The sequence below is a fragment of the Pseudescherichia sp. genome (assembly GCF_031979925.1).
In the GTDB taxonomy this organism is placed as follows: Bacteria; Pseudomonadota; Gammaproteobacteria; order Enterobacterales; family Enterobacteriaceae; genus Pseudescherichia.
Window position 1 is genome coordinate 71847 of sequence record NZ_DALZFB010000002.1, and the last position, 20865, is coordinate 92711.

Annotated in this window: 18 protein-coding genes; 10 read left to right on the forward strand and 8 right to left on the reverse strand. The window is 56.6% G+C overall.

What is annotated here, in order from left to right; translation table 11 throughout:
* Positions 1-22 precede the first annotated feature (22 nt).
* The 3 genes from glnH to rhtA all read right to left on the reverse strand — a co-directional run bounded on the left by glnH (position 23) and on the right by rhtA (position 2802).
* Complete coding sequence (glnH, locus tag RTM13_RS03740) at positions 23-766, reverse strand: glutamine ABC transporter substrate-binding protein GlnH (protein WP_312210249.1); 744 nt, start codon at positions 764-766, stop codon at positions 23-25.
* A 372-nt stretch (positions 767-1138) separates the two neighbouring features.
* The gene (gene dps / locus RTM13_RS03745) at positions 1139-1642 is read right to left on the reverse strand and encodes a DNA starvation/stationary phase protection protein Dps (RefSeq protein ID WP_312210251.1); all 504 of its coding nucleotides are present in this window, start codon (positions 1640-1642) and stop codon (positions 1139-1141) included.
* A gap of 272 nt (positions 1643-1914) precedes the next feature.
* A complete protein-coding gene (gene rhtA / locus RTM13_RS03750; protein ID WP_312210252.1) occupies positions 1915-2802 on the reverse strand; it encodes a threonine/homoserine exporter RhtA in 888 nt (295 codons plus the stop codon).
* A 352-nt stretch (positions 2803-3154) separates the two neighbouring features.
* Between rhtA and ompX the strand changes: the two genes are divergently transcribed.
* From ompX to RTM13_RS03765, 3 genes are all read left to right on the forward strand, one after another.
* Complete coding sequence (gene ompX, locus RTM13_RS03755) at positions 3155-3664, forward strand: outer membrane protein OmpX (protein ID WP_312210254.1); 510 nt, start codon at positions 3155-3157, stop codon at positions 3662-3664.
* A gap of 203 nt (positions 3665-3867) precedes the next feature.
* Entirely contained in the window at positions 3868-4161 is a 294-nt protein-coding gene (locus RTM13_RS03760; RefSeq protein WP_312210256.1) for a DUF1778 domain-containing protein, read from the forward strand.
* Positions 4158-4646 carry a GNAT family N-acetyltransferase gene (locus tag RTM13_RS03765; protein ID WP_312210258.1) on the forward strand — a complete coding sequence of 163 codons (489 nt, stop codon included), beginning with the start codon at positions 4158-4160 and terminating at the stop codon, positions 4644-4646. The genes RTM13_RS03760 and RTM13_RS03765 overlap by 4 nt, the downstream gene beginning before the upstream one ends.
* 49 nt (positions 4647-4695) lie before the next feature.
* Here RTM13_RS03765 and RTM13_RS03770 read toward each other — a convergent pair whose 3' ends face one another.
* Entirely contained in the window at positions 4696-6279 is a 1584-nt protein-coding gene (locus RTM13_RS03770; RefSeq protein WP_312210259.1) for a phosphoethanolamine transferase, read from the reverse strand.
* 279 nt (positions 6280-6558) lie between these two features.
* Positions 6559-6687, reverse strand: coding sequence for a manganase accumulation protein MntS (mntS, locus tag RTM13_RS03775; protein ID WP_103819731.1), 129 nt, complete (start codon positions 6685-6687; stop codon positions 6559-6561).
* Between the two features lie 190 nt (positions 6688-6877).
* Between mntS and mntR the strand changes: the two genes are divergently transcribed.
* From mntR to RTM13_RS03805, 6 genes are all read left to right on the forward strand, one after another.
* Entirely contained in the window at positions 6878-7351 is a 474-nt protein-coding gene (gene mntR, locus RTM13_RS03780; protein ID WP_042392308.1) for a manganese-binding transcriptional regulator MntR, read from the forward strand.
* The gene (locus tag RTM13_RS03785) at positions 7348-8457 is read left to right on the forward strand and encodes an anion transporter (RefSeq protein ID WP_312210262.1); all 1110 of its coding nucleotides are present in this window, start codon (positions 7348-7350) and stop codon (positions 8455-8457) included. Before mntR ends, RTM13_RS03785 begins: the two co-directional genes overlap by 4 nt.
* Before the next feature lie 101 nt (positions 8458-8558).
* Positions 8559-9689 (forward strand): HlyD family secretion protein, encoded by a 1131-nt coding sequence (locus RTM13_RS03790; protein ID WP_312210263.1) that lies wholly within the window; start codon positions 8559-8561, stop codon positions 9687-9689.
* The gene (locus tag RTM13_RS03795) at positions 9686-11257 is read left to right on the forward strand and encodes a DHA2 family efflux MFS transporter permease subunit (RefSeq protein ID WP_312210265.1); all 1572 of its coding nucleotides are present in this window, start codon (positions 9686-9688) and stop codon (positions 11255-11257) included. Before RTM13_RS03790 ends, RTM13_RS03795 begins: the two co-directional genes overlap by 4 nt.
* Position 11258: 1 nt before the next feature.
* Positions 11259-12785: an efflux transporter outer membrane subunit gene (locus tag RTM13_RS03800; RefSeq protein ID WP_312210266.1), complete on the forward strand. Its 1527-nt coding sequence runs from the start codon at positions 11259-11261 to the stop codon at positions 12783-12785.
* A gap of 103 nt (positions 12786-12888) precedes the next feature.
* Positions 12889-13929 (forward strand): aldo/keto reductase, encoded by a 1041-nt coding sequence (locus tag RTM13_RS03805; RefSeq protein WP_312210268.1) that lies wholly within the window; start codon positions 12889-12891, stop codon positions 13927-13929.
* Between the two features lie 55 nt (positions 13930-13984).
* On the opposite strand, the gene ldtB is transcribed toward RTM13_RS03805, so the two are convergent.
* Positions 13985-14905, reverse strand: a complete 921-nt coding sequence (gene ldtB, locus RTM13_RS03810) for a L,D-transpeptidase (protein ID WP_312210269.1) — start codon at positions 14903-14905, stop codon at positions 13985-13987.
* A gap of 215 nt (positions 14906-15120) precedes the next feature.
* Between ldtB and RTM13_RS03815 the strand changes: the two genes are divergently transcribed.
* Positions 15121-16713, forward strand: a complete 1593-nt coding sequence (locus RTM13_RS03815; RefSeq protein ID WP_312210271.1) for an ABC-F family ATPase — start codon at positions 15121-15123, stop codon at positions 16711-16713.
* A gap of 173 nt (positions 16714-16886) precedes the next feature.
* Here RTM13_RS03815 and RTM13_RS03820 read toward each other — a convergent pair whose 3' ends face one another.
* On the reverse strand, positions 16887-19250 hold the full coding sequence (locus RTM13_RS03820; protein WP_312210273.1) for a glycoside hydrolase family 31 protein: 2364 nt from the start codon (positions 19248-19250) through the stop codon (positions 16887-16889).
* 15 nt (positions 19251-19265) lie between these two features.
* Positions 19266-20570 carry an MFS transporter gene (locus RTM13_RS03825; protein WP_312210275.1) on the reverse strand — a complete coding sequence of 435 codons (1305 nt, stop codon included), beginning with the start codon at positions 20568-20570 and terminating at the stop codon, positions 19266-19268.
* Positions 20571-20865 lie beyond the last annotated feature (295 nt).

The following is a 20865-nucleotide window of genomic DNA, read 5'->3' on the forward strand; positions in this document are numbered from 1 at the left end:
ACAAACCTGAATTCAGGCTGAATTATTTAGGCTCTGTACCGAACCATTTTTTATAGATTTCGTTATAGGTGCCGTTCTCTTTCAGGGTTTTCAGCGCGCCGTTCACTTTCTCACGCAGATCGTCGCTGCCTTTCGGGAACGCGATACCGTACTGCTGCGCTTCCAGTGAGTCGCCAACCGCTTTGAACTGGCCTTTGCCGGCAGTCTGGATGAAGTACAGAATGTTCGGCGTATCGTGCAGGACCGCATCAGCGCGATTAGTACCCAGTTCCATGTAGGCGTTGTCGATGTTCGGGAACTGGCGCAGATCTTTAGTTTTGATATTGGCTTTCGCATAGTCAACGGAGCCGGTGCCGCTCTTCACTGCCACCACTTTGCCATCAAGGTCTTTAACGCTTTTCACGTCGTTATTGTTGGCTTTGACCATCACCAGCAGACCGCTTTTGTAATAGCCATCAGAGAAGTCGATCGCTTTTTTACGCTCGTCGGTAATGGTGATCCCTGCCAGAGCAAGGTCAACGTTTTTAGTTTGCAGCGCCGGGATGATGCCGCTGAAATCCATTGGCTTCAGGGTGTAATCCAGCTTCAGCTCTTTCGCTACCGCAGCCCACAGATCCACGTCAAAACCAACATATTTATCGCCCTGTTTGAATTCGAACGGAACGAACGCGGTATCGGTTGCCACGACCAGTTTGTCGGCGGCATGGGAAGAGACCGCAAATGCCAGGGTAAGTGCAGCAAGGGAAACTTTAAACACAGACTTCATAACATTTCCTTTTATATCCACGGGGCGATCCCCTGAGAGAACGTACGCAGTATGAAAAAATCGTGCCAGGTTTACAACCTATTGTTTTGTAAAGGCGATATTTTCAACTGCCGTACAAAAAGCATGCATGGCTGAGCGATGTGCACCATTTAAGTGACCCATTTTGGTGCGTAGGTGACATGTTGCACAATGTGCTGCTATTAAGCGCATAAAGCGGCGATAAAACAACCCTTGATTAACGATTGTGTGAGGTAATTATTACAAGTGATTTACTTTACCAAGGGGAGAGAAAGGGCGGTTCTGCATGGGTTGCACCACGGAAGTGCAAAACCCCCTCCCGGGCGGGAGAGGGCAATAGATAAAGCTTATGGCTTATTCAATGTTAGATTCGATAAACCACAGGAATTTATCCAGGTCGCGAGAGGCGGCAGTGAAGATATCGGCGGTGTCTTCATCTTTCGCTTCGCTAATGGCTTTACGAGTGCTGTTTGCCACGATGGCGTAGCGCTCGGCCAGCTCTTTCAGGTGATCCTGAACGGTGTGAATATCTAGCGGGTAGCTTTTCAGCGGCGTTTTGCTGTTAACGACCTGAGTCGTACCCAGCGCCACACCACCCAGTTGTACCGCACGCTCGGCAATGGTATCGAGGTGATCGGTCAGAGTGGTACGGAAGCCGTCCAGCATCTCATGTACGCCAATAAAGTTAGCGCCGCGCATATTCCAGTGCGCCTGCTTGGTGATCAGGGACAGGTCAATGAACTGGATCACCTGGCGGTTCAGCAACTCAACGGTTGCCTTCTTATCGTCGTCCGCGACATCGTTACGAGTATAAAGCAGATCGGATGATTTGGTTTTTACCAGTTTAGCGGTACTCATAATCTCATATCCTCTTGATGTATGTTCCCAGGTAATTACTGGAACTAAGTATAGCATCGGTTTTTGGCTTTGCTATTTTGGCTGTTCCTATCGGTCCAATAGTAATAACAAGGGTGTAAAAAGCTATTTTTTACATATCAGTAACTTACATTTAACGAGGGAGATGATTCTTAATTTATATAAAGCATTGAGAATGCTAATGAATATTATTCATACCGAGAGGCGAAGCTGAAGGAATTATTCTGCACGATGCGAGACCGTGCAGAAAATAATTAACCAATATCAACTTCTTTTATTTTGCTCTCCCGGCGCAGCGTCAGCGTAGAGCCAATAGATGCGGCAACGATGGCTGACAGAGCCAGCCACTGCACCAGCGTCAGGGTCTCACTCAGGAAGATCATCCCCGATACCGCTGCCAGCGCAGGCTCCATACTCATTAAGGTACCAAAGGTGCGGGTCGGCATGCGCGTCAGGGCTACCATCTCCAGCGAGTAGGGGAGGGCAGTGGAGAGCACAGCCACGGCCAGTCCCAGGGGGAGAATCGACCAGTGCCAGAGCGCGTCCCCCGCCTGGATTGCGCCCAGGGGAACAAACACCACGGCGGCAATCAGCGAACCCAGCGCCACGGTGGCCGGGCCGTGCTCCTCTCCGGCACGCTGGCCGCAGATAATGTAGATGGCCCAGCAGGCACCTGCCCCCAGCGCGAAGGCCGCCCCGGTGAGATCGACGTGGGAGACGTCCTGCCCCAGCGGCAGAAGAAACCACAGCCCCAGCACGGCCAGCACAACCCAGATAAAGTCTACCGGGCGGCGGGAGGAGAAGAGAGCTACCGCCAGCGGGCCGGTAAACTCAAGCGCCACCGCAATACCCAACGGAACCGTCTGGATAGAGAGATAGAAGAGGTAGTTCATTGCCCCCAGCGCCAGGCCATAAAACAGCAGCGGCTTACGCTGCTCCGGCGTAAAGCGTAGCCGCCAGGGCCGGAAGATAACGACAAGGATGATTGTTCCCAGAGCAAGACGCAGGGCGGTCACGCCGGGCGCACCAATCAGCGGAAAGAGCGACTTCGCCAGGGATGCGCCGCTTTGAATCGACGTCATCGCGATAAGCAGTATTAATACAGGTAACCAGACGGGCAATTTGCGCGGTAAAGCAGGCATCCTTTCTCCTGTCAATTTATGTCAAACAGAGTAAAGAGGGCAGTGTAATGGAAATAGATGTCTGTGGTTGAGTCTCCGTTGAAAATAAATGTCAGGAAAGCGATAGAATGGTGACAAGTTGCTGGATTATTCACCGTATCTTTAGGAATAATCTGGATGAATATGTCGCTTTTATGGCGCGATAATAGCGGCATGACTTGAAAAAAAGCTTTTTTTTGAAAGAGATACGCGGAAGAGGAAACGTTCTGTTACATCAAAAGGCGCGTTAGACAGCGTGAAGCGCAAAGAGTTTCTCAATATTTTTTGTTATATTTAATACTTAGGACTTACTTGAAGCACATTTGAGGTGGTTATGAAAAAAATTGCATGTCTTTCAGCACTGGCAGTTGTTCTGGCTGTATCCGCAGGTTCCGCTGTAGCGGCAACCTCCACTGTTTCCGGCGGTTATGCTCAGAGCGACATGCAGGGCGTGGCGAACAAAGCTAACGGTTTCAACCTGAAATATCGCTACGAAAACGACACTCCGCTGGGTTACATCGGTTCCTTTACCTACACTGAAAAAGATCGTACCGAAAGCGGCGTGTACAACAAAGCACAGTACTACGGCGTAACCGCAGGTCCTGCTTTCCGTCTGAACGACTGGGCAAGCATCTACGGTGTAGTGGGTGTTGGCTACGGTAAATTCCAGCAGTCTCAGGATGTTGTTAACCATTCTGACAGCAGCGACTACGGCTTCTCCTACGGTGCGGGTATGCAGTTCAACCCAATCGAAGATGTTGCTATCGACGTTTCCTACGAGCAGAGCCGCATCCGTAGCGTTGACGTTGGCACCTGGATCGCAGGCGTAGGTTACCGCTTCTAATCACCCCGGTGATAGTCTAGACATAAAAACGGCCCCCAGGGGCCGTTTTTTTTATGGGCGCAGTTTATTGGCAAGCGGAGCGCCACCGGGTATGGGTGCAAACGCCGGGTGGCGCTGCGCTTACCCGGCCTACAAATCGTAATGACGTTGACGTTACGCATGCTGTATACTTAATGCTCATCAATTAAAGGGAGGAGCTTGTTATGCCAACCGCAAGCAGCATGGCCATCAAACGTGAGACATTGAACCTGCGCATTAAGCCCGCTGAGCGCGATCTTATCGATAGGGCAGCCAAGGCCAAAGGTAAAAACCGGACTGATTTTGTTCTGGAAGCAGCACGCGCTGCTGCCGAAGAAACACTCATTGAACAGCGTATTATTCTGGCCGATCCTGAGGCGTATCAACTGTTTATTACCCGCCTGGATCAGGCTCCGGCGCCCAACGCAGCGTTGCGTAAAACTATGCAAACGCCTGCTCCATGGGAGCAGAAAAAATGATTGCAGCCCCTGAGCCACTTCATGCCCGGCATCTTCTAACTTCGTTTTGCTGTGGTGTGGATTCTATGGATAGCTGGCTTACACAGCGGGCGCTAAAAAACCAGATGACAGGCGCATCCCGTACCTTTGTTTGCTGTGAGGATCTCCGAGTAGTGGCCTATTATTCGCTGGCCTCCAGTGCCGTGACAACAAACGATGCGCCGGGTCGCTTTCGCCGCAATATGCCCGATCCTATTCCCGTCGTCGTATTAGGCCGCCTTGCAGTAGATAAATCTCTACATGGTAAAGGTGTGGGACGAGCACTCGTTCGCGATGCTGGATTACGTGTGATTCAGGTTGCTGAGACGATTGGCATCCGCGGAATGCTGGTGCATGCTCTGTCTGACGATGTACGAGAATTTTATTTGAAGGTCGGTTTTGAACCCTCTCCCGGCGATCCGATGTTACTTATGATTACCTTAGCTGATTTAGAAGCGAGCCTTTAGACTCGCCTGTAGGCCCGGCAAGCGGAGCGCCGCCGGGCGTGAATATCCCTTATCGTGAGCGGGTCTCGAACAGGTCCGTGCCCAGATGGTTGTAATCCACCTTTTGCAGCTTGAAGTTGGTCACCCAGGTTGGCCCGGCTTTGTCATTCGAGACAAAGCGGTAGCGGGTGGCGATCTCTTTGGCGGTAATGCCGGTCCACTGCGAAAAGAAGCTCAGGAAGTCGTTGGCCGAGCGGCGGGCTTTAATCAGCCGATGGCGGGTGTCATCGCTGGAGATCACCATAAACGGCACCTGGAAGTTCTGCTGGAACTTATCGTCATGGGCCAGATACTGCACCTCTTTGCCGCGCTCCTTAAAGGCCAGCCCGTGGTCGGAGAAGTAGACCATGGAGAAGGTGCTGCCGCTGCCGCGCAGCTGATCATAGAGCTTGCTGAGCAGGGTATCGGTTTGCGTCACCGAGTAGAGATAGCACGAGGTCTCCTTCGACTGCACGAAGTCCGTATACTTGCCGCCGGTGCGATCGCAGGCCTGCGGGTGGGAACCCATCAGGTGCAGGACAATCAGCTGCGGCTGGCTGCGTGCGGTGCTTAACACCTGTGCGGTCATCTTCAGCAGCGCCTCGTCACGCGTGTTTTTATCCGCCTCGAAATCACCGCTTTTTAAGAACTGCACCTCGTCGGCGCGCTTCGCAATGCTGGCGATAGCGGTATCGTACTCACCAATCTGCCCTTGATTAGAGAACCACCAGGTCTGGAAGCCCGCCCGGTTGGCCAGGGTAACAAAGTTATCCTGATACTGGGGCTTGTTGTCCATCACCCGGTTCAGGGTCAGGCCCAGCGATTTCTGCGTTGAGCCGCTGGCCGCCACGTAGTCAGTAAAAAGCGTGCCGTTAACGCTGCTGGCAAAGGGGCTGTTCTTCCAGTGTCCGCCAAAGGCACCCACCGCATCGCGGCGCACGCTCTCGCCGATCACCACCACGTAGGTATGATACTTTGGCTTCACCGCCATCACGTTCCAGCTATCTTTCATTCCGGCAAGCTGCGCCATTCGACTCTGCTCGTCCAGCACTTCCTGGTTGTTCACTACCACGTCTTTCACAAAGCGAAACACGGGATAGCCGGTATCCTTCAGATTAAAGACGCCGCCGTAGGCCAGGTTCTGTACCGGGGCGACAAAAACGGCGGCAAGGCAGAAGGCGACGCCGAGGTGATCCCACTTGCCCCATGCGGCACGTTCACTGTTTTTACGCCGCACGGCGATAACCCCAAGGCCAAAGATAAACAGGCCAATCACGTAGTTGTACCACGGGAAAATGGTCAGGATCTCCGTGGACTCCTCCATATTGGTAGAGTGCAGCGCCAGCAGCGTATTGAAGTTAGGCGCACCGTAGGCCTGGCCAAACGGGTAGTAAGAGGCGGCGAGCAGGGAGAAGACCGCCACCAGCACCTTCTGCGTCCGCGGCGCGTGACGCCACAGCAGCAGTAGCAGGCAGGCAAATGCGGTGCTGTAGAGCAGGCTAAAGGGATAGCCAAGGGCGTAGTTGATCAGCAGTGACTGGAGAAAGTAGAAACCCGTCCACGGGCTAAGCGCCTGGCTACGGGCAGCGAGCGTTTCTTTTATTGTTAAATTCATATAGCTGTATCGCGAAAACGCCATGTGCTCACCCTGGCGTAGAGGGTCAAAACCTGCCGGAGAGGGCGTTGGGAAAAGGGAGCATTCCGCATCCGCGAGCCGCATTTGTGCAGGGCTGCGAGAAGATAGAGCGAGAGCCGACGAAGATCAACTGCTTACGAAGGGATCTTTTGCGAGAGTGGTTGCAAAATCAGCAAATAAGAAGAATTTTCTATGACGGAGCGTCAGTATGACGGAGAAGCATGACAGAAAAATGAAGCGGCGTACCGCGACGCCGCATTAGTGGGATTTTTTATCGTCCTGCTGCGGTTTACCGTTGAACATATCGCACAGCATATTGAGCAACAGTAACCGGACCTGGAACGGGGAGTGGGTAAACACGCTAAGGCACCTCTTGAGTTCGTTCATATCAACCTCCTCCTGCTTGATGGTGGGACGTTCAATCCATGAAGGTTGTCTGCATTACATACAGATATAGCACAGGCTATATTGTATAGCTACGGCTATTACCCAAATTTTTTGTGCTGGTCTACTTATGGTTTACACTGGGCGCAACCGTATATGATGCATTTATCGCGTTACCCCATGAGGAAGTCCAATGAGCCGTCGCGCAGGCAAGACAACAACAAAAAAAGTGACGCAGCTGGTGAATGTCGAAGAGCATGTCGAAGGCTTTCGCCAGGTGCGGGAAGCGCACCGGCGAGAGCTGATTGATGACTATGTTGAGCTGATCTCCGATCTGATCCGCGAGGTAGGGGAAGCCCGCCAGGTCGATATGGCCGCCCGACTAGGAGTCTCCCAGCCGACGGTGGCCAAGATGCTCAAGCGTCTGGCAACGGTGGGGCTAATCGAGCAGATCCCCTGGCGCGGCGTGTTTCTGACCCCGGAAGGGGAGAAGCTGGCCCAGGAGAGCCGCGAGCGCCACCAGATTGTTGAGAGCTTCCTGCTGGTGTTGGGCGTCAGCCCGGAAACCGCCCGCCGTGACGCCGAGGGTATGGAGCACCACGTCAGCGAGGAGACGCTGGAGCGTTTTCGCCTCTTTACTCTCCAGCAGGAGCACCCTGCGGAATGACCCTGCCGTTCGTGCGTGCGCTGGCGCGCGATCGCTTTCTCCAGCTGCTGATCCTGATCGGCATTGCCCTGAGCCTTTTCGTTCCCTTTAACCCGGCCGCGTGGCCAAAGGCGATCGACTGGCACACTATTCTCACCCTCAGCGGACTGATGATGCTCACCAAAGGGGTGGAGCAGAGCGGCTACTTTGACGTGCTGGGCCGCAGAATGGTCCGGCGCTTTGCCACCGAGCGGCGACTGGCGATGTTCATGGCGCTGGCGGCAGCGCTGCTCTCTACCTTCCTGACCAACGACGTGGCGCTGTTTATTGTGGTGCCACTTACCCTGACGCTCAGAAAGCTGTGCGAGATCCCGGTCAACCGGCTGATTATCTTTGAAGCGCTGGCGGTTAACGCCGGATCGCTGCTTACCCCCATCGGCAATCCGCAAAATATTCTGCTGTGGGGGCGCTCCGGCCTCTCGTTTGCCGCCTTTACCGGACAGATGGCGCTGCTGGCGCTGGTGATGATGGCGACCCTGCTGCTGCTCTGCTGGATCTTCTTCCCCAACAAGGCCCTGACCTACCACAGCGGCAGCCAGGCTCCATCATGGCAGCCCCGGCTGCTCTGGAGCTGTCTGGGACTCTACGTGATCTTCCTCATCTCGCTAGAGATGAAGCTCGAAGGCTGGGGCGTGCTAATCGTTGCCGTGGGCTTTGCTGTTCTTGCCCGTAAGGTGCTGAAGAGCGTGGACTGGACCCTGCTGCTGGTGTTTATGGCGATGTTTATCGACGTTCACCTGCTGGTGCAGCTGCCCGCGCTACAGGGATCGCTCAACGGGGTAGAGAACCTCTCCCAGCCTGCATTATGGCTCACGGCCATCGGCCTGTCGCAGGTGATCAGCAACGTACCGGCGACCATCCTGCTGCTGAACTACGTCCCTCCCAGCCAGCTGCTCGCATGGGCGGTGAACGTCGGCGGATTCGGCCTGCTGCCCGGCTCGCTGGCGAATCTTATCGCTCTGCGGATGGCTAATAACCGCCGCATCTGGTGGCGCTTCCATCTCTACTCTATACCGCTGCTGATCTGGGCGGCGCTGGTGGGGTATGAGTTGCTTATTATCAGTTAATGCGAATTTGTCAGTTTTTCCTGGCAAATGTATAGCAACCTCCTAACTTTAGATAACGGCGCATGTGTCGCGCCGTTCATCGACAGGACAGTTGCAACGCTATGGCTGATAACGAAAAGAATCCTGACGCAGCGCAGGAAGAGAACAATAACGATCAAAACAACGATCAAAAGAACGATAAAAATGGACGTAAGCGCCCCGGTAAAAAGCCACTCATTATTCTGGGTGTAGTGGTGGTGGTCATGGTGATCGTGGCCCTGGTGTGGTGGTTTATGACCCGCAACCAGGAGACCACCGACGACGCCTTTACCGAAGGCGATGCCGTGACGGTTGCGCCCAAGGTAGCGGGCTACGTGACCGAGCTGCGGGTTAAGGATAACCAGCGGGTGAAGAAGGGCGATCTGCTGGTGGTGATTGATCCTCGGGACGCCACAGCCCAGCGCGATCAGGCTCAGGCCCAGCTCGGACTGGCAACCGCCCAGCTGCATCAGGCCCAGGCCCAGCTGGCGCTCTCGAAGGTGCAGTACCCCTCCCAGCGCGACGAATCGCAGGCGCAGGTGCTGAAGGCTAAAGCTGATTTAGCCAATGCCGAAGCCGCCTATCGCCGCCAGCGCGGCGTCGACCCGCGCGCGACCACGCAACAAAATATCGATAGCGCCAACGCCCAGCTGCGCAGCGCTCAAGCCCAGCTTGCCAGCGCCAATGCTCAGCTGGAGGTAGCAAGCCAGATAAACTTACAGATCCGCCAGCAGGAGACTAACGTCGAAGCCCGGGAGCAGCAGGTAGAGCAGGCCCGCGCCCAGCTGGAGACCGCGAACCTCAACCTCTCCTGGACCGAAGTGCGCGCCCCCTTCGATGGCTTTGTCACCAAACGTAACGTGCAGAACGGCGCCCTGGTGCAGGCGGGTACGGCACTCTTCTCGCTGGTCTCTACCGATATCTGGGTGGTGGCGAACTTTAAAGAGTCACAGCTGGAGCGGATGCGCCCCGGCAATAAAGTCACTATCGGCGTCGATGCCTACCCGGACCTGGAGCTGGAGGGGCATATCGACAGCATACAGCAGGGGAGCGGCTCGCGCTTCTCCGCCTTCCCGTCGGAAAACGCCACCGGCAACTTTGTGAAGATCGTCCAGCGCGTACCGGTGAAGATTGTCATCGATAAGGGCCTGGACGCTAACCAGCCGCCGCTGCCGCTGGGGCTGTCGGTGGAGCCGAAGGTGACCCTGGAATGACCGATCACAGCCATGAGAACTGGCGTCCCGCCAGTAACCCGTGGGCGGTGGCGATTGTCGTCACCCTCGCGGTGTTTATGGAGATCCTTGATACCACCATCATTAACGTGGCGCTGCCCCACGTCGCCGGATCGCTCTCGGCAAGCTATAGCGAATCCACCTGGGTGCTCACCAGCTACCTGGTGGCGAACGGCATCGTGCTGCCGATCTCGGCCTTCCTGAGCCGCGTCTTTGGCCGCAAGCGCTTCTTCCTTATCTGCATCGTGATGTTTACCGTCTGTTCGTTCCTGTGCGGTATCGCCACCGAGCTGTGGGAGATCATCCTGTTCCGCATCCTGCAGGGCTTCTTCGGCGGGGGGCTACAGCCGACCCAGCAGTCGGTGCTGCTGGATTACTTTAAGCCGGAGGATCGCGGCAAGGCCTTTGGCCTCTCGTCAATTGCGATCATCGTTGCCCCGGTGCTCGGGCCAACCCTCGGGGGCTGGATCACCGACAACTACTCCTGGCGCTGGGTCTTCTTTATCAATATTCCGGTGGGGATCGTCACGGTGCTGGCCATCTACCAGCTGCTGGAAGATCCGCCCTGGGAGCGTAAATCGGAAGAGAAGCTGACCATCGACTGGACCGGCATCGGGCTGATTGCGCTGGGGCTGGGCTGTTTGCAGGTGATGCTGGACCGTGGGGAAGATGACGACTGGTTCGCCTCTAACTTTATCCGCACCTTTGCCGTCCTGACCCTGATCGGCATTATCGGCGCTATCTACTGGCTGATGTATGCCAAAAAGCCGGTGGTCGATCTGCACTGCATGAAGGATAAAAACTTTGCCGTCTCCAGCCTGCTGATGGCCGGAATGGCGATGATCCTCTACGGTAGCTCGGTGGTGATCCCCCAGCTGGCGCAGCAGGACCTCGGCTATACCGCCACCTGGTCCGGGCTGGTGCTCTCGCCGGGCGCGGTGCTGATCGTCCTGACCATACCGCTGGTGCTGAAGCTGATGCCGGTGGTGCAGACCCGGTGGATCATTGCCTTCGGTTTTACCTGCCTGGCGGTGGCCTTCTTCTGGTCGCGCAACCTGACCCCGGACGTCGATTTCGAAACGCTGGTGCTGTTCCGTAGCGCGCAGTCGATTGGTCTCGGCTTCCTCTTTGTGCCGCTCACCACCATCGCCTTTATCACTATACCGCGTCAGCTTAACGCCGACGCCGCGGCGCTGTTTACCATGTTCCGTAACGTTGCCGGATCGATCGGTATTTCGCTCTCCACCGCCGCGATTACCGAACGCGCCCAGGTGCACAGCGCCTATTTGAGCGCCCACACCACCCCCTTTAGCGAGCAGTTCCAGCAGGCGGTGCGGGAGACGGCCGAGGCGATCCGCGACTTCACCACGCTGCCGGGAGATCCCCTTGGCCTGGCGACCGGTCAGATGTACCGAACCATGATCGAGCAGTCGCGTTTTCTCGCCTACGTTGATGTCTTTACCATCCTCAGCGCCGTGGCGTTTCTACTGATTCCGTTTTGTCTTCTGCTTTCGCCGATCAAGAGCGAAGGCAGCGCAGGAGCACATTAACATGCACAGGATACATACCCCGACGCTGTCGTTACTCACCCTGCTGCTGGCAGGCTGCGCCGTGGGGCCGGACTACCAGCAACCCGTGCCGCCTGCGGTAAGCCACTGGAACGACGCCGGGGATAAAACCGTGCCGTCGCAAACCTCCAGCCAGGCGGTCAATCCGCGCTGGTGGACCAGCTTCAACTCGCCGCAGCTTAACAGCCTGATCGAGCGGGCGATCGCCGGGAATCTCTCCCTACAACAGACCGTGCTGCGCATTGCCGGGGCACGGGAGCAGATCAACCAGGCGGGCGGTGCTTTCATGCCAGCGGTCAACGGCAACCTGCAGGCCACCCGGCAGCAGCTGGGGCTGGAAGGGGAGCTGAAGGCGCATGACGTCTACGGCCAACTGCAGGATGCCGACCCCGAGGTGCGTAACGCCCTTGGCGTGCTGACCCAGCCGGTGAACCTCTACCAGGGCAGCTTTGACGCCCAGTGGGAGCTGGATTTGTGGGGCAAAGTTCGCCGCCAGGTCGAGGCGGCCGATGCCCAGCAGCGGGCGGCTATTGAGCAGCGCAACGATGCCCTGGTGTCGCTGGAGGCGGAGGTGGCTCGGGCGTGGCTCCAGCTGCGCGGGGCGCAGAGCATCCTTGCGACTATGAACACGCAGATCGACACCGCAAAGGAGACGCTTAGCCTGACCGAGAGTCGCCAGCGCGGCGGTCTGTCGCCGCAGCTGGACGTCGAGAATGCTCGGGCACAGCTCGGCAACCTGGAGGCGCAGCTACCGCAGTACCAGGCCCAGGAGCAGCAGGCGATGAACGCCCTGGCGATCCTGATCGGCAAGCCTCCGGGTGCGCTGAATGCGGAGCTACGGTCGGTGCAGCCCCTGCCGAAGCTGCCGGATATCATCCAGACCGGGATCCCCTCAACGCTGGCCCGCCGTCGTCCGGACGTGCGTGAGGCGGAGGCTAACCTGCATGCGGCCACCGCGCAGATTGGCGTCTCGGTGGCCCAGCTCTTCCCGAGCCTGACCCTGAGCGGCCAGTTTGGCCTGCGCAATAGCGAAACCGACTGGCTGACCGACTGGAGCAGCCACTTCTATAGCTTCGGACCGCAGGTGTCGATTCCCATCTTCCAGGGCGGACGGCTGGTCTCCAGCGTCAAGCTGGCGCGGGCGCAGCAGGGCGCAGCGGCACTTAACTATCGTCAGACGGTGCTGAGCGCGCTGGGCGACGTGGAGAACGCTCTGGTCAGCTACCGCACCGATCAGCAGCGCGAGGCTGGATTGAGCAAAACCATAGAGGCGTTGCAGAGCGCGTTCGACCTTGCCAGCGACAGCTATCGCCAGGGGATCGCAACCTTTATTGACGTACTCGATGCCCAGCGCCAGCTGGCCCAGGCCGAGCAGCAGCGCGCCCAGGCACGGGTGCAGAGCAGCCTCGACCTGGTGGCGCTCTATAAGGCGCTGGGGGGCGGCTGGGAGCCGTATCAGACCGTACAGCTGCCGGACTACCCGGTCTTTGGCGAGGCGGCGCGGGGATAAAGTTCAGAGGATTGGGCAAGAAACGCGCAGGATCCTCACATTCGCGATCCGGCGCACTGGCGTATAACTATTGAACACTCATCGACACCCTAAGGAGCGTTCTATGCGTTATCAAAAACTTGGCAATACCGGTCTCTTTGTCTCCGAGCTGTGCCTGGGCACCATGACCTTCGGCGGCGAAGGCGGCATGTGGGGCAAGATTGGTCAGCTACGGCAGAGCGAGGCTGAGCAGCTGGTGGGCGATGCCCTGGCAGCGGGCATCAACTTTATCGATACCGCCAACGTCTATTCGGAAGGGCGTTCGGAAGAGATCACCGGCCAGGCGCTGAAAAATCTTAAGATCCCTCGCGAGGACGTAGTGGTGGCGACCAAGGTGTTCGGCGAAACCGGCACCGCCGGGGTCAACTCCCGCGGCAGCTCCCGCTACCATATTATCAGCAGCGTCAAGGAGAGCCTGCGCCGCCTCCAGCTGGATCATATCGACCTCTACCAGCTCCACGGCTTCGATCCGGCAACGCCGATTGAGGAGACGCTCTACGCCCTCGATAACCTGGTTCAGCACGGTCACGTCCGCTATATCGGCGTGTCCAACTGGGCGGCGTGGCAGATCATGAAGGCGCTGGGTATCTCCGAGCGTTTAGGATTGGCCCGCTTCGCCTCGCTACAGGCCTACTACACCATCGCCGGACGCGACCTTGAGCGTGAGCTGGTTCCGATGCTGCAAAGCGAGGGGGTGGGGCTGATGGTCTGGAGCCCGTTGGCGGGCGGCCTGTTGAGCGGCAAGTATGACCGCAGCGGCAGCGGAGAGGAGGGCGGCCGCCGACTGGCGTTTGACTTCCCGCCGGTCGAAAAAGAGCGCGCCTTCGACTGCGTGGACGTGATGCGCAACATTGCTGACAGCAAAGGCGTGTCGGTGGCGCAGATCGCCCTGGCGTGGCTGCTGCATCAGCCGGTAGTGAGCAGCGTGATTATCGGCGCCAAACGTCCGGATCAGCTGGCGGATAACATTGCCGCGACGGAGATTCGCCTGAGTGAAGAGGAGCTGAAACAGCTCGATGCGGTCAGCGCGCTGCCGCGGGAGTATCCAGGCTGGATGCTGGAGCGGCAGGGAGAATATCGCCGTAACCAGCTGGCACAGCAGTAATTTGGTAATAAAAAAGCCCGGCGGTTGCCGGGCTTTTTACTGACTTACGAAAATCTTAGTTCAGACGAACCGGCATCCCGGAACGGTTCTGAATCGCCTGCTCAACAACGCTCTGGTCGGCGTCCGGTTGGCTGGTGATGCTCTGCACGCTCTTGGTCAACGTGATTGGCACGATCTCTTTGCCGTTAAACTGCGCTTCGGTGGTAGAGAGCGGGTTGTGTACTTCGATGTAGCGGCTGCCGTCCGGCTCGGAGGTGGCTTTTACCGGCTCATCGATAAACTGTACGCGGGTACCCACCGGCACGTTCTGGAACAGGAACTTGATGTCGTCATTACGCAGACGCACGCAGCCGTGGCTTACGCGCAGGCCGATACCAAAGTTAGCGTTGGTACCGTGGATTGCATACAGGCGGCCAATGTACAGGGCGTAGAGGCCCATCGGGTTATCCGGACCAGCCGGAACCACAGCCGGCAGCGGGTTACCCGCTTCTCTATACTCCTGGTGCATCTTCGCCGTCGGGGTCCAGGTCGGACCGGCTTTCTTACGCTCAACTTTGGTGGTCCAGTTGATAGGCGTATCTTTGCCCAGCTGGCCGATACCGATCGGCAGCACAATCACGGTGTTGGTGCCTTTCGGATAGTAGTAGAGGCGCATCTCAGCGCTGTTGATCACAATCCCTTCGTGCACGGTGTCCGGCAGGATCAGCTGCTGAGGAATATTCATCACGCTGCCGCCCTTCGGCAGGTAAGGATCGATACCTGGGTTAGCTTCCATCAGGTTAGACAGCCCCATCTGGTACTGAGCTGCGTAGTACTCCAGCGGCTGGCTGTTGTTCTCTGGCAGGGTGATGACCTGGTTCTGACCAATCAGACGGCTACCATCGGTTGGCAGCGGATAGGTTACAGCAGACGCGGATTTGCAAAACCCTACTACAGCGAAAGCCGCCGCTAAAATTGTTGTTAATTTCATATTCATGGTATGCGAGGTTTCTATGCCAGAGGCCGTTTAGTTAAGAATGCTCAAAAGATGGGAGCGCATTATATGTGCATTCCCACGCGCATGGAATTGAGATGTGTACGAAATCACATTTTTTTCTCTCACCCTATTGTAGCAACTGTTCACACCTGCGCGATTTCAATTCGGAATTGTGGCATAATGCAGAGTTTGTCACACATTTTCAGGATAACACCGTGTTAGTTACCAGCAACGTCACCATGCAGTTTGGCAGTAAGCCGCTGTTTGAAAATATCTCCGTCAAGTTTGGCGGCGGCAATCGTTACGGCCTGATTGGGGCGAACGGTAGCGGAAAATCCACCTTTATGAAGATCCTCGGCGGCGACCTTGAGCCGACGCTGGGCAACGTCTCCCTCGACCCGAACGAGCGTATCGGTAAGCTGCGTCAGGATCAGTTCGCCTTTGAAGAGTTCAGCGTGCTCGACACGGTGATCATGGGGCACGGCGAACTGTGGGAAGTGAAGCAAGAGCGCGATCGCATCTACGGCCTGGCCGAGATGAGCGAAGAGGACGGCTATAAAGTGGCCGATCTCGAAGTGCAGTACGGCGAGATGGACGGCTACTCCGCCGAGTCTCGTGCGGGTGAGCTGCTGCTCGGCGTCGGTATTCCGGTAGAGCAGCACTACGGCCCGATGAGCGAAGTGGCTCCCGGCTGGAAGCTGCGTGTGCTGCTGGCCCAGGCCCTGTTCTCCGATCCGGACATTCTCCTGCTCGATGAACCGACCAACAACCTGGACATCGATACCATTCGCTGGCTGGAGCAGGTGCTGAACGAGCGTAACAGCACCATGATCATCATCTCGCATGACCGTCACTTCCTGAACATGGTCTGCACCCATATGGCCGATCTCGACTACGGCGAGCTGCGCGTCTATGCGGGCAACTACGATGAGTACATGACCGCGGCGACCCAGGCGCGCGAGCGTCTGCTGGCCGACAACGCCAAGAAGAAAGCGCAGATCGCTGACCTGCAATCCTTTGTTAGCCGCTTTAGCGCCAACGCCTCGAAGTCTCGTCAGGCGACTTCGCGCGCGCGTCAGATCGATAAGATTAAGCTGGACGAGGTGAAAGCCTCCAGCCGTCAGAACCCGTTCATTCGTTTTGAACAGGATAAGAAGCTGTTCCGTAACGCGCTGGAAGTGGAAGCCCTCACTAAAGGCTTCGATAACGGCCCGCTGTTCAAGAACTTCAACCTGCTGCTGGAAGTAGGCGAGAAGATCGCCATTCTGGGCGCTAACGGCGTGGGTAAAACTACCCTGCTGAAAACCCTGGTAGGCGATCTGGAGCCGGATAACGGTACCGTGAAGTGGTCTGAAAACGCGAAGATTGGTTACTACGCACAGGATCACGCCGCAGATTTCGATAACGATCTCACTGTCTTCGACTGGATGAGCCAGTGGAAGCAGGAGGGGGACGATGAGCAGGTGGTGCGCAGCTTCCTGGGCCGTCTGCTCTTCAGCCAGGACGATATCAAAAAGCCAGCGAAGGTGCTCTCCGGGGGCGAGAAGGGGCGTATGCTCTTCGGCAAGCTGATGATGCAGAAGCCGAACATCCTCGTAATGGATGAACCGACTAACCACCTGGATATGGAATCTATCGAATCGCTGAACATGGCGCTGGAGATGTATCCGGGCACGCTGGTGTTTGTCTCCCACGACCGTGAGTTCGTTAGCTCGCTGGCAACCCGCGTGATTGAGATCACCCCTGAGCGCGTGGTGGACTTCAGTGGTAACTATGAAGACTATCTGCGCAGCAAAGGCATCGATTAATTTCCCGTCGTCTTTCGCGCTACAGGTGTGTTGGCTGCACCTGCTCACCCCGGTCACTTACCTATGTAAGCTCCCGGGGATTTACAGGTTTGCCACCTTCCTGTAACGCGAAATACTTAGGGAAATTGGGCTATGGGATTGCCCGGTGGCGCTGGCGCCTACCGGGCAATCTGCTACAACTTCCATTCACTCCTGACTTCACCATTCACCCGCAGCGTGCGTTTTTCTCCCGCCGGTAATATCACCTCCAGTACGTTCCAGGCCGGACGGTAGTCGCCCTGCACATTTACCTTGAGATCAATGGTGCTGCCTGAGCAGACCATCTCCCACTCCAGCCACAGCGCATTGCCCTGCCTGTAGCCCCAGCTCTCACCGTCATCTTCAAACAGCAGGCCGCGGCTGGTACCGACACCTTTCAGCGGAAACAGACACAGCTTGCGACAATCATCTTGGGCGGCATTGACGTGGGTAATACGCTCGCTGAGCGGCAAACCGGCCCCGGCACGGACCAACAGAGGCAGCTTTTCCAGCGGCGCATCACGAACAATCCACTGTCCGCCGGAGAACCATTCATTAGTATAAAAATCGTACCAGCCGCTCTCATTTGCAGGAAGCCAGACACGACGCTCCCGAGCACCCGGCTCCACCACGCTGGCCACCAGAAGATCGCGACCCAGCAGGAAATCATCACACTCTTCAAAGGTCTGTTCATCGTGCTCGTGATCGAGGAAAGTTGGACGCAGCATAGGCTCATCGTCAGCGTGCGCCTGCCACAGCAGGGTATAGAGATAGGGCAGCAGACGATAGCGCAGCTCAATAGCGCTGCGAATGGCTGGCGTAACGCCTGGATACATCCACGGCTCATTCACCGTATGGTCATCATTCCACGAATGAATGGTGAAACGCGGATGCATTACGCCGTTTTGTACCCAACGAACAAACAGCTCAGCATCAGGCTTATCACCAGAGAAACCACCCACGTCGTGGCCAATGTTATACAGTCCTGACAGGCTCATCCCTAACCCCATGCGCGTGTTGTAGCGCAGCGTCTCCCAGCTGGTGCGGTTGTCTCCGCTCCAGGTTTGCACATAGCGCTGCATCCCGGCACAGCCAGAGCGGGAGATCAGATAGGGGCGCAACTCCGGAGCAAAACGCTGCTGCGCTTCCAGCGAGGCACGCATCATGAGCAGCGGCATGACCGGACGAATATGCTTGATAGCGATCTCGCGGCCAAAACCATGGCAGCGCGCTTCGCCGTCCCAGATCTCAAATTCGTTATTATCGTTCCAGGTGGAGTCGATACCCATCTCCAGCAGCTGGGTGGTCACACCCTCCTGCCACCATGCCACGGTCTCCGGATTGGTGAAGTCGAGGTGGGAGCCTTCATCATCCCAGAAGCTTGAGCGCTCTGGCGCACTGGACTCAGAGTCGCGAACGAAAAGGCCGCGCTCGGCGACTTCGCTGTAGCGAGGATGATCCTGTAACAGGCAGGGCTTAATATTGGCCGCCAGTTTTATTCCCGCATCATGAAATGCCTGGCTCATCACCTTCGGCTGCGGCACCTTATCGTAGTTCCAGTTGAAGACGTAGCGCTTACCGTTGATTGAGGTGTAGCCGGAGGAGAGCTGAAACGAGTCGCACGGAATGGCATGCTCGGCGCACAGGCGAATAAAGTTCAGCAGCTGGTTCTGCGCGTCCGGGGCATCGGTATAGTGCATGGTGGAGCCGCTGTAACCCAGGCTCCACTTTGGCCCGAACAGGGTCTTACCGGTCAGGCGAATAAATGCTTTGGTCACATCCAGCACACGTTTGCCGGTGAAAATGTAGTAATCAATATCGCCTGCCTCGGCCTGCCAGCGTCGGTAAGGCGTATGGTAGTTGTCGATTTCATTGCCCAGATCCAGCCAGCAGCTACTCAGATTGTCATAAAACAGACCGTAGCTGATATCACTCCGGCGAGCGATGGTAAACGGAACGTGCTTGTAGAGCGGATCGGTACTTGCCGCGTTATAGCCCATGGCGTCCAGGTTGCGCATTTCGTAGCGCTGACCGGTACGTTGCAGGTTGCCCGCTTTTTCGCCAAGGCCATAGAAACGCTCATCTTTACGGCGGTTGAGGTAGTGCGCTACGCCGTCACCGTGGGCATTCAGCAGGTAGGCGCTGGTTGGGCGGTCGCTGGTAAGATGCTGCCACTCACCCTCCTCGTTACGGTAGTGCCACTCCAGCCACAGCGGCTGATGGACGGTCACGCGCAGCTGTTCGCTGGCGATGGTTAACTGCTCGTCTCGCTGCTCCAGCGTCCACGCGGGCAGGGTGAAACCGCTCAGATCGTCCCGGGAGCGACCTTCCCACGGCACGTCCTGCGCCGGAGCGATACTCCAGGTTCTCTCCAGCGCCAGTACGCCCTTGCGTTTAATCAGCACGCGGAACAGATCCTGTTCCAGCACGTAGAGGCACAGGCTGTGCTGGCCGTCGATTTTCAGCTCCACGTGATGGGCCGACTGCGTGTCAAAAATCCAGTTTTTCAGCGTCTTCATAATTTATATCCACTCTCAGGCGCGCTTGGCGCGACGTTCAGCAATAAAAGCAACCAGGAACACGGCACCAATCAGGTCAAAGAAGCCCATGGCAATGAATAGCGGGTTAAAACCAACTTTGTCGGCGGTAACCCCAATAAGCAGAGAGAAGAGGAAGCTGGCGATCCATGCGGCAGAGCCGCGCATGCCGTTTACTGTCGCCATCTGCCCCTTGTCGAAAGACTCCACCACCAGCGCGCTGAGCATGCAGGAGATGATCTGATGGCCGAAGCCGCCAATAGAAATAAGGGCGATGATGATGTAGGGATCGCGGGTCAGCGTGACGATAGCCAGCGAAATCATCAGGAATGCGCCGGTAACTGAGCTGGCGACGATGGCGTTAATGCGCACGCAGCCAAACCAGCGGGTATAAAGTTTGGTCAGATAGCCGCTGGCGATACTGCCCAGATCGGCGGCGAGGAACGGCAGCCAGGCAAACATGGCGATCTGTTTCAAATCCATACCATGCTCTTTTGCCAGATACAGCGGCACCCAAAAGCTCATCACTGCCCAGGCCGGTTCCGCCATAAACGCCGGAATGGCGATACCGTAAAAACGTCTGTTCTTCGAGACGGTTTTCAGCGCGATGAAGAAGGGCAGCCTCTCGGTGCGTGGCTCATTATCTTGCTGAATATGCACCAGCTCTTCTTTGCTCAGGTTCGGGTGCTTATCAGGGCTATGATAGAACGCCCACCACAGCACGACCCACAGCAGCGCCAGCACGCCGGTAAACATAAACGCCCCTTGCCAGCCGAAAGAGGCGTGGGCGAAATAGATGATTGGCGGTGCCAGCATCGCGCCGATAGAGAAGCCTACGCCAGCCCAACCGGCAGCAATGGGGCGTTCGGATTTCGGAAACCATTCGCCGATGGTTTTGGCATTTGCTGGCGTGGCTGCCGCTTCCGCCCCGCCCATAAAGAAGCGCAGGATCGCCAGGTGTAGCCAGTTGCCAGCCCCGGCGTGGGCGATGCAGGCTACGGCCCATAGAGTGGCGCAGATCATAAAGCCCAGCTTCAGGCCAATGACATCGATGAGCCAGCCACACAGGGGCTGAAAGAGGGTATAGGCCAGCTGGAAGGCGCCAACGATCCACGAATATTGTTCGGTGGTAATACCGAGGCTGTCCTTCAGTTCCGGGGCGATAATCCCCAGCGAGTTACGGGTGATATAGTTAACGGTCACGCCGAGGAGGAACAGGATCAGCATCCACCAGCGTAATTTTTTGATTATTCGAGGGCTTTTGGTTACCACCCCGTCATTGTTGTTAATTCCCTGGCTCATCAGTTTCTCCGCACACGTTCTGTAGGGACGTCGTGACGGGCCATCTGTTTATTTGTCATACCGATATGGCCCGCGTAAGGATATTTCTCTTTTTTAGCCTTGATTTTGTATACAACTAGTATGGAAGTTGTACGACAGGTTTACGTTAGGTGAGAAAAAGAGAGAGCCAAAGCGGATTCTGTGCAAGGATTCTCATCAATTGTTAAAATTATGTGCCAGCATGGGCGTGCAACGAGTATTCATCAGGTTTTTATCTCATGAAATTATTCTCATGAGGGAAACGGAGCCAGATCAC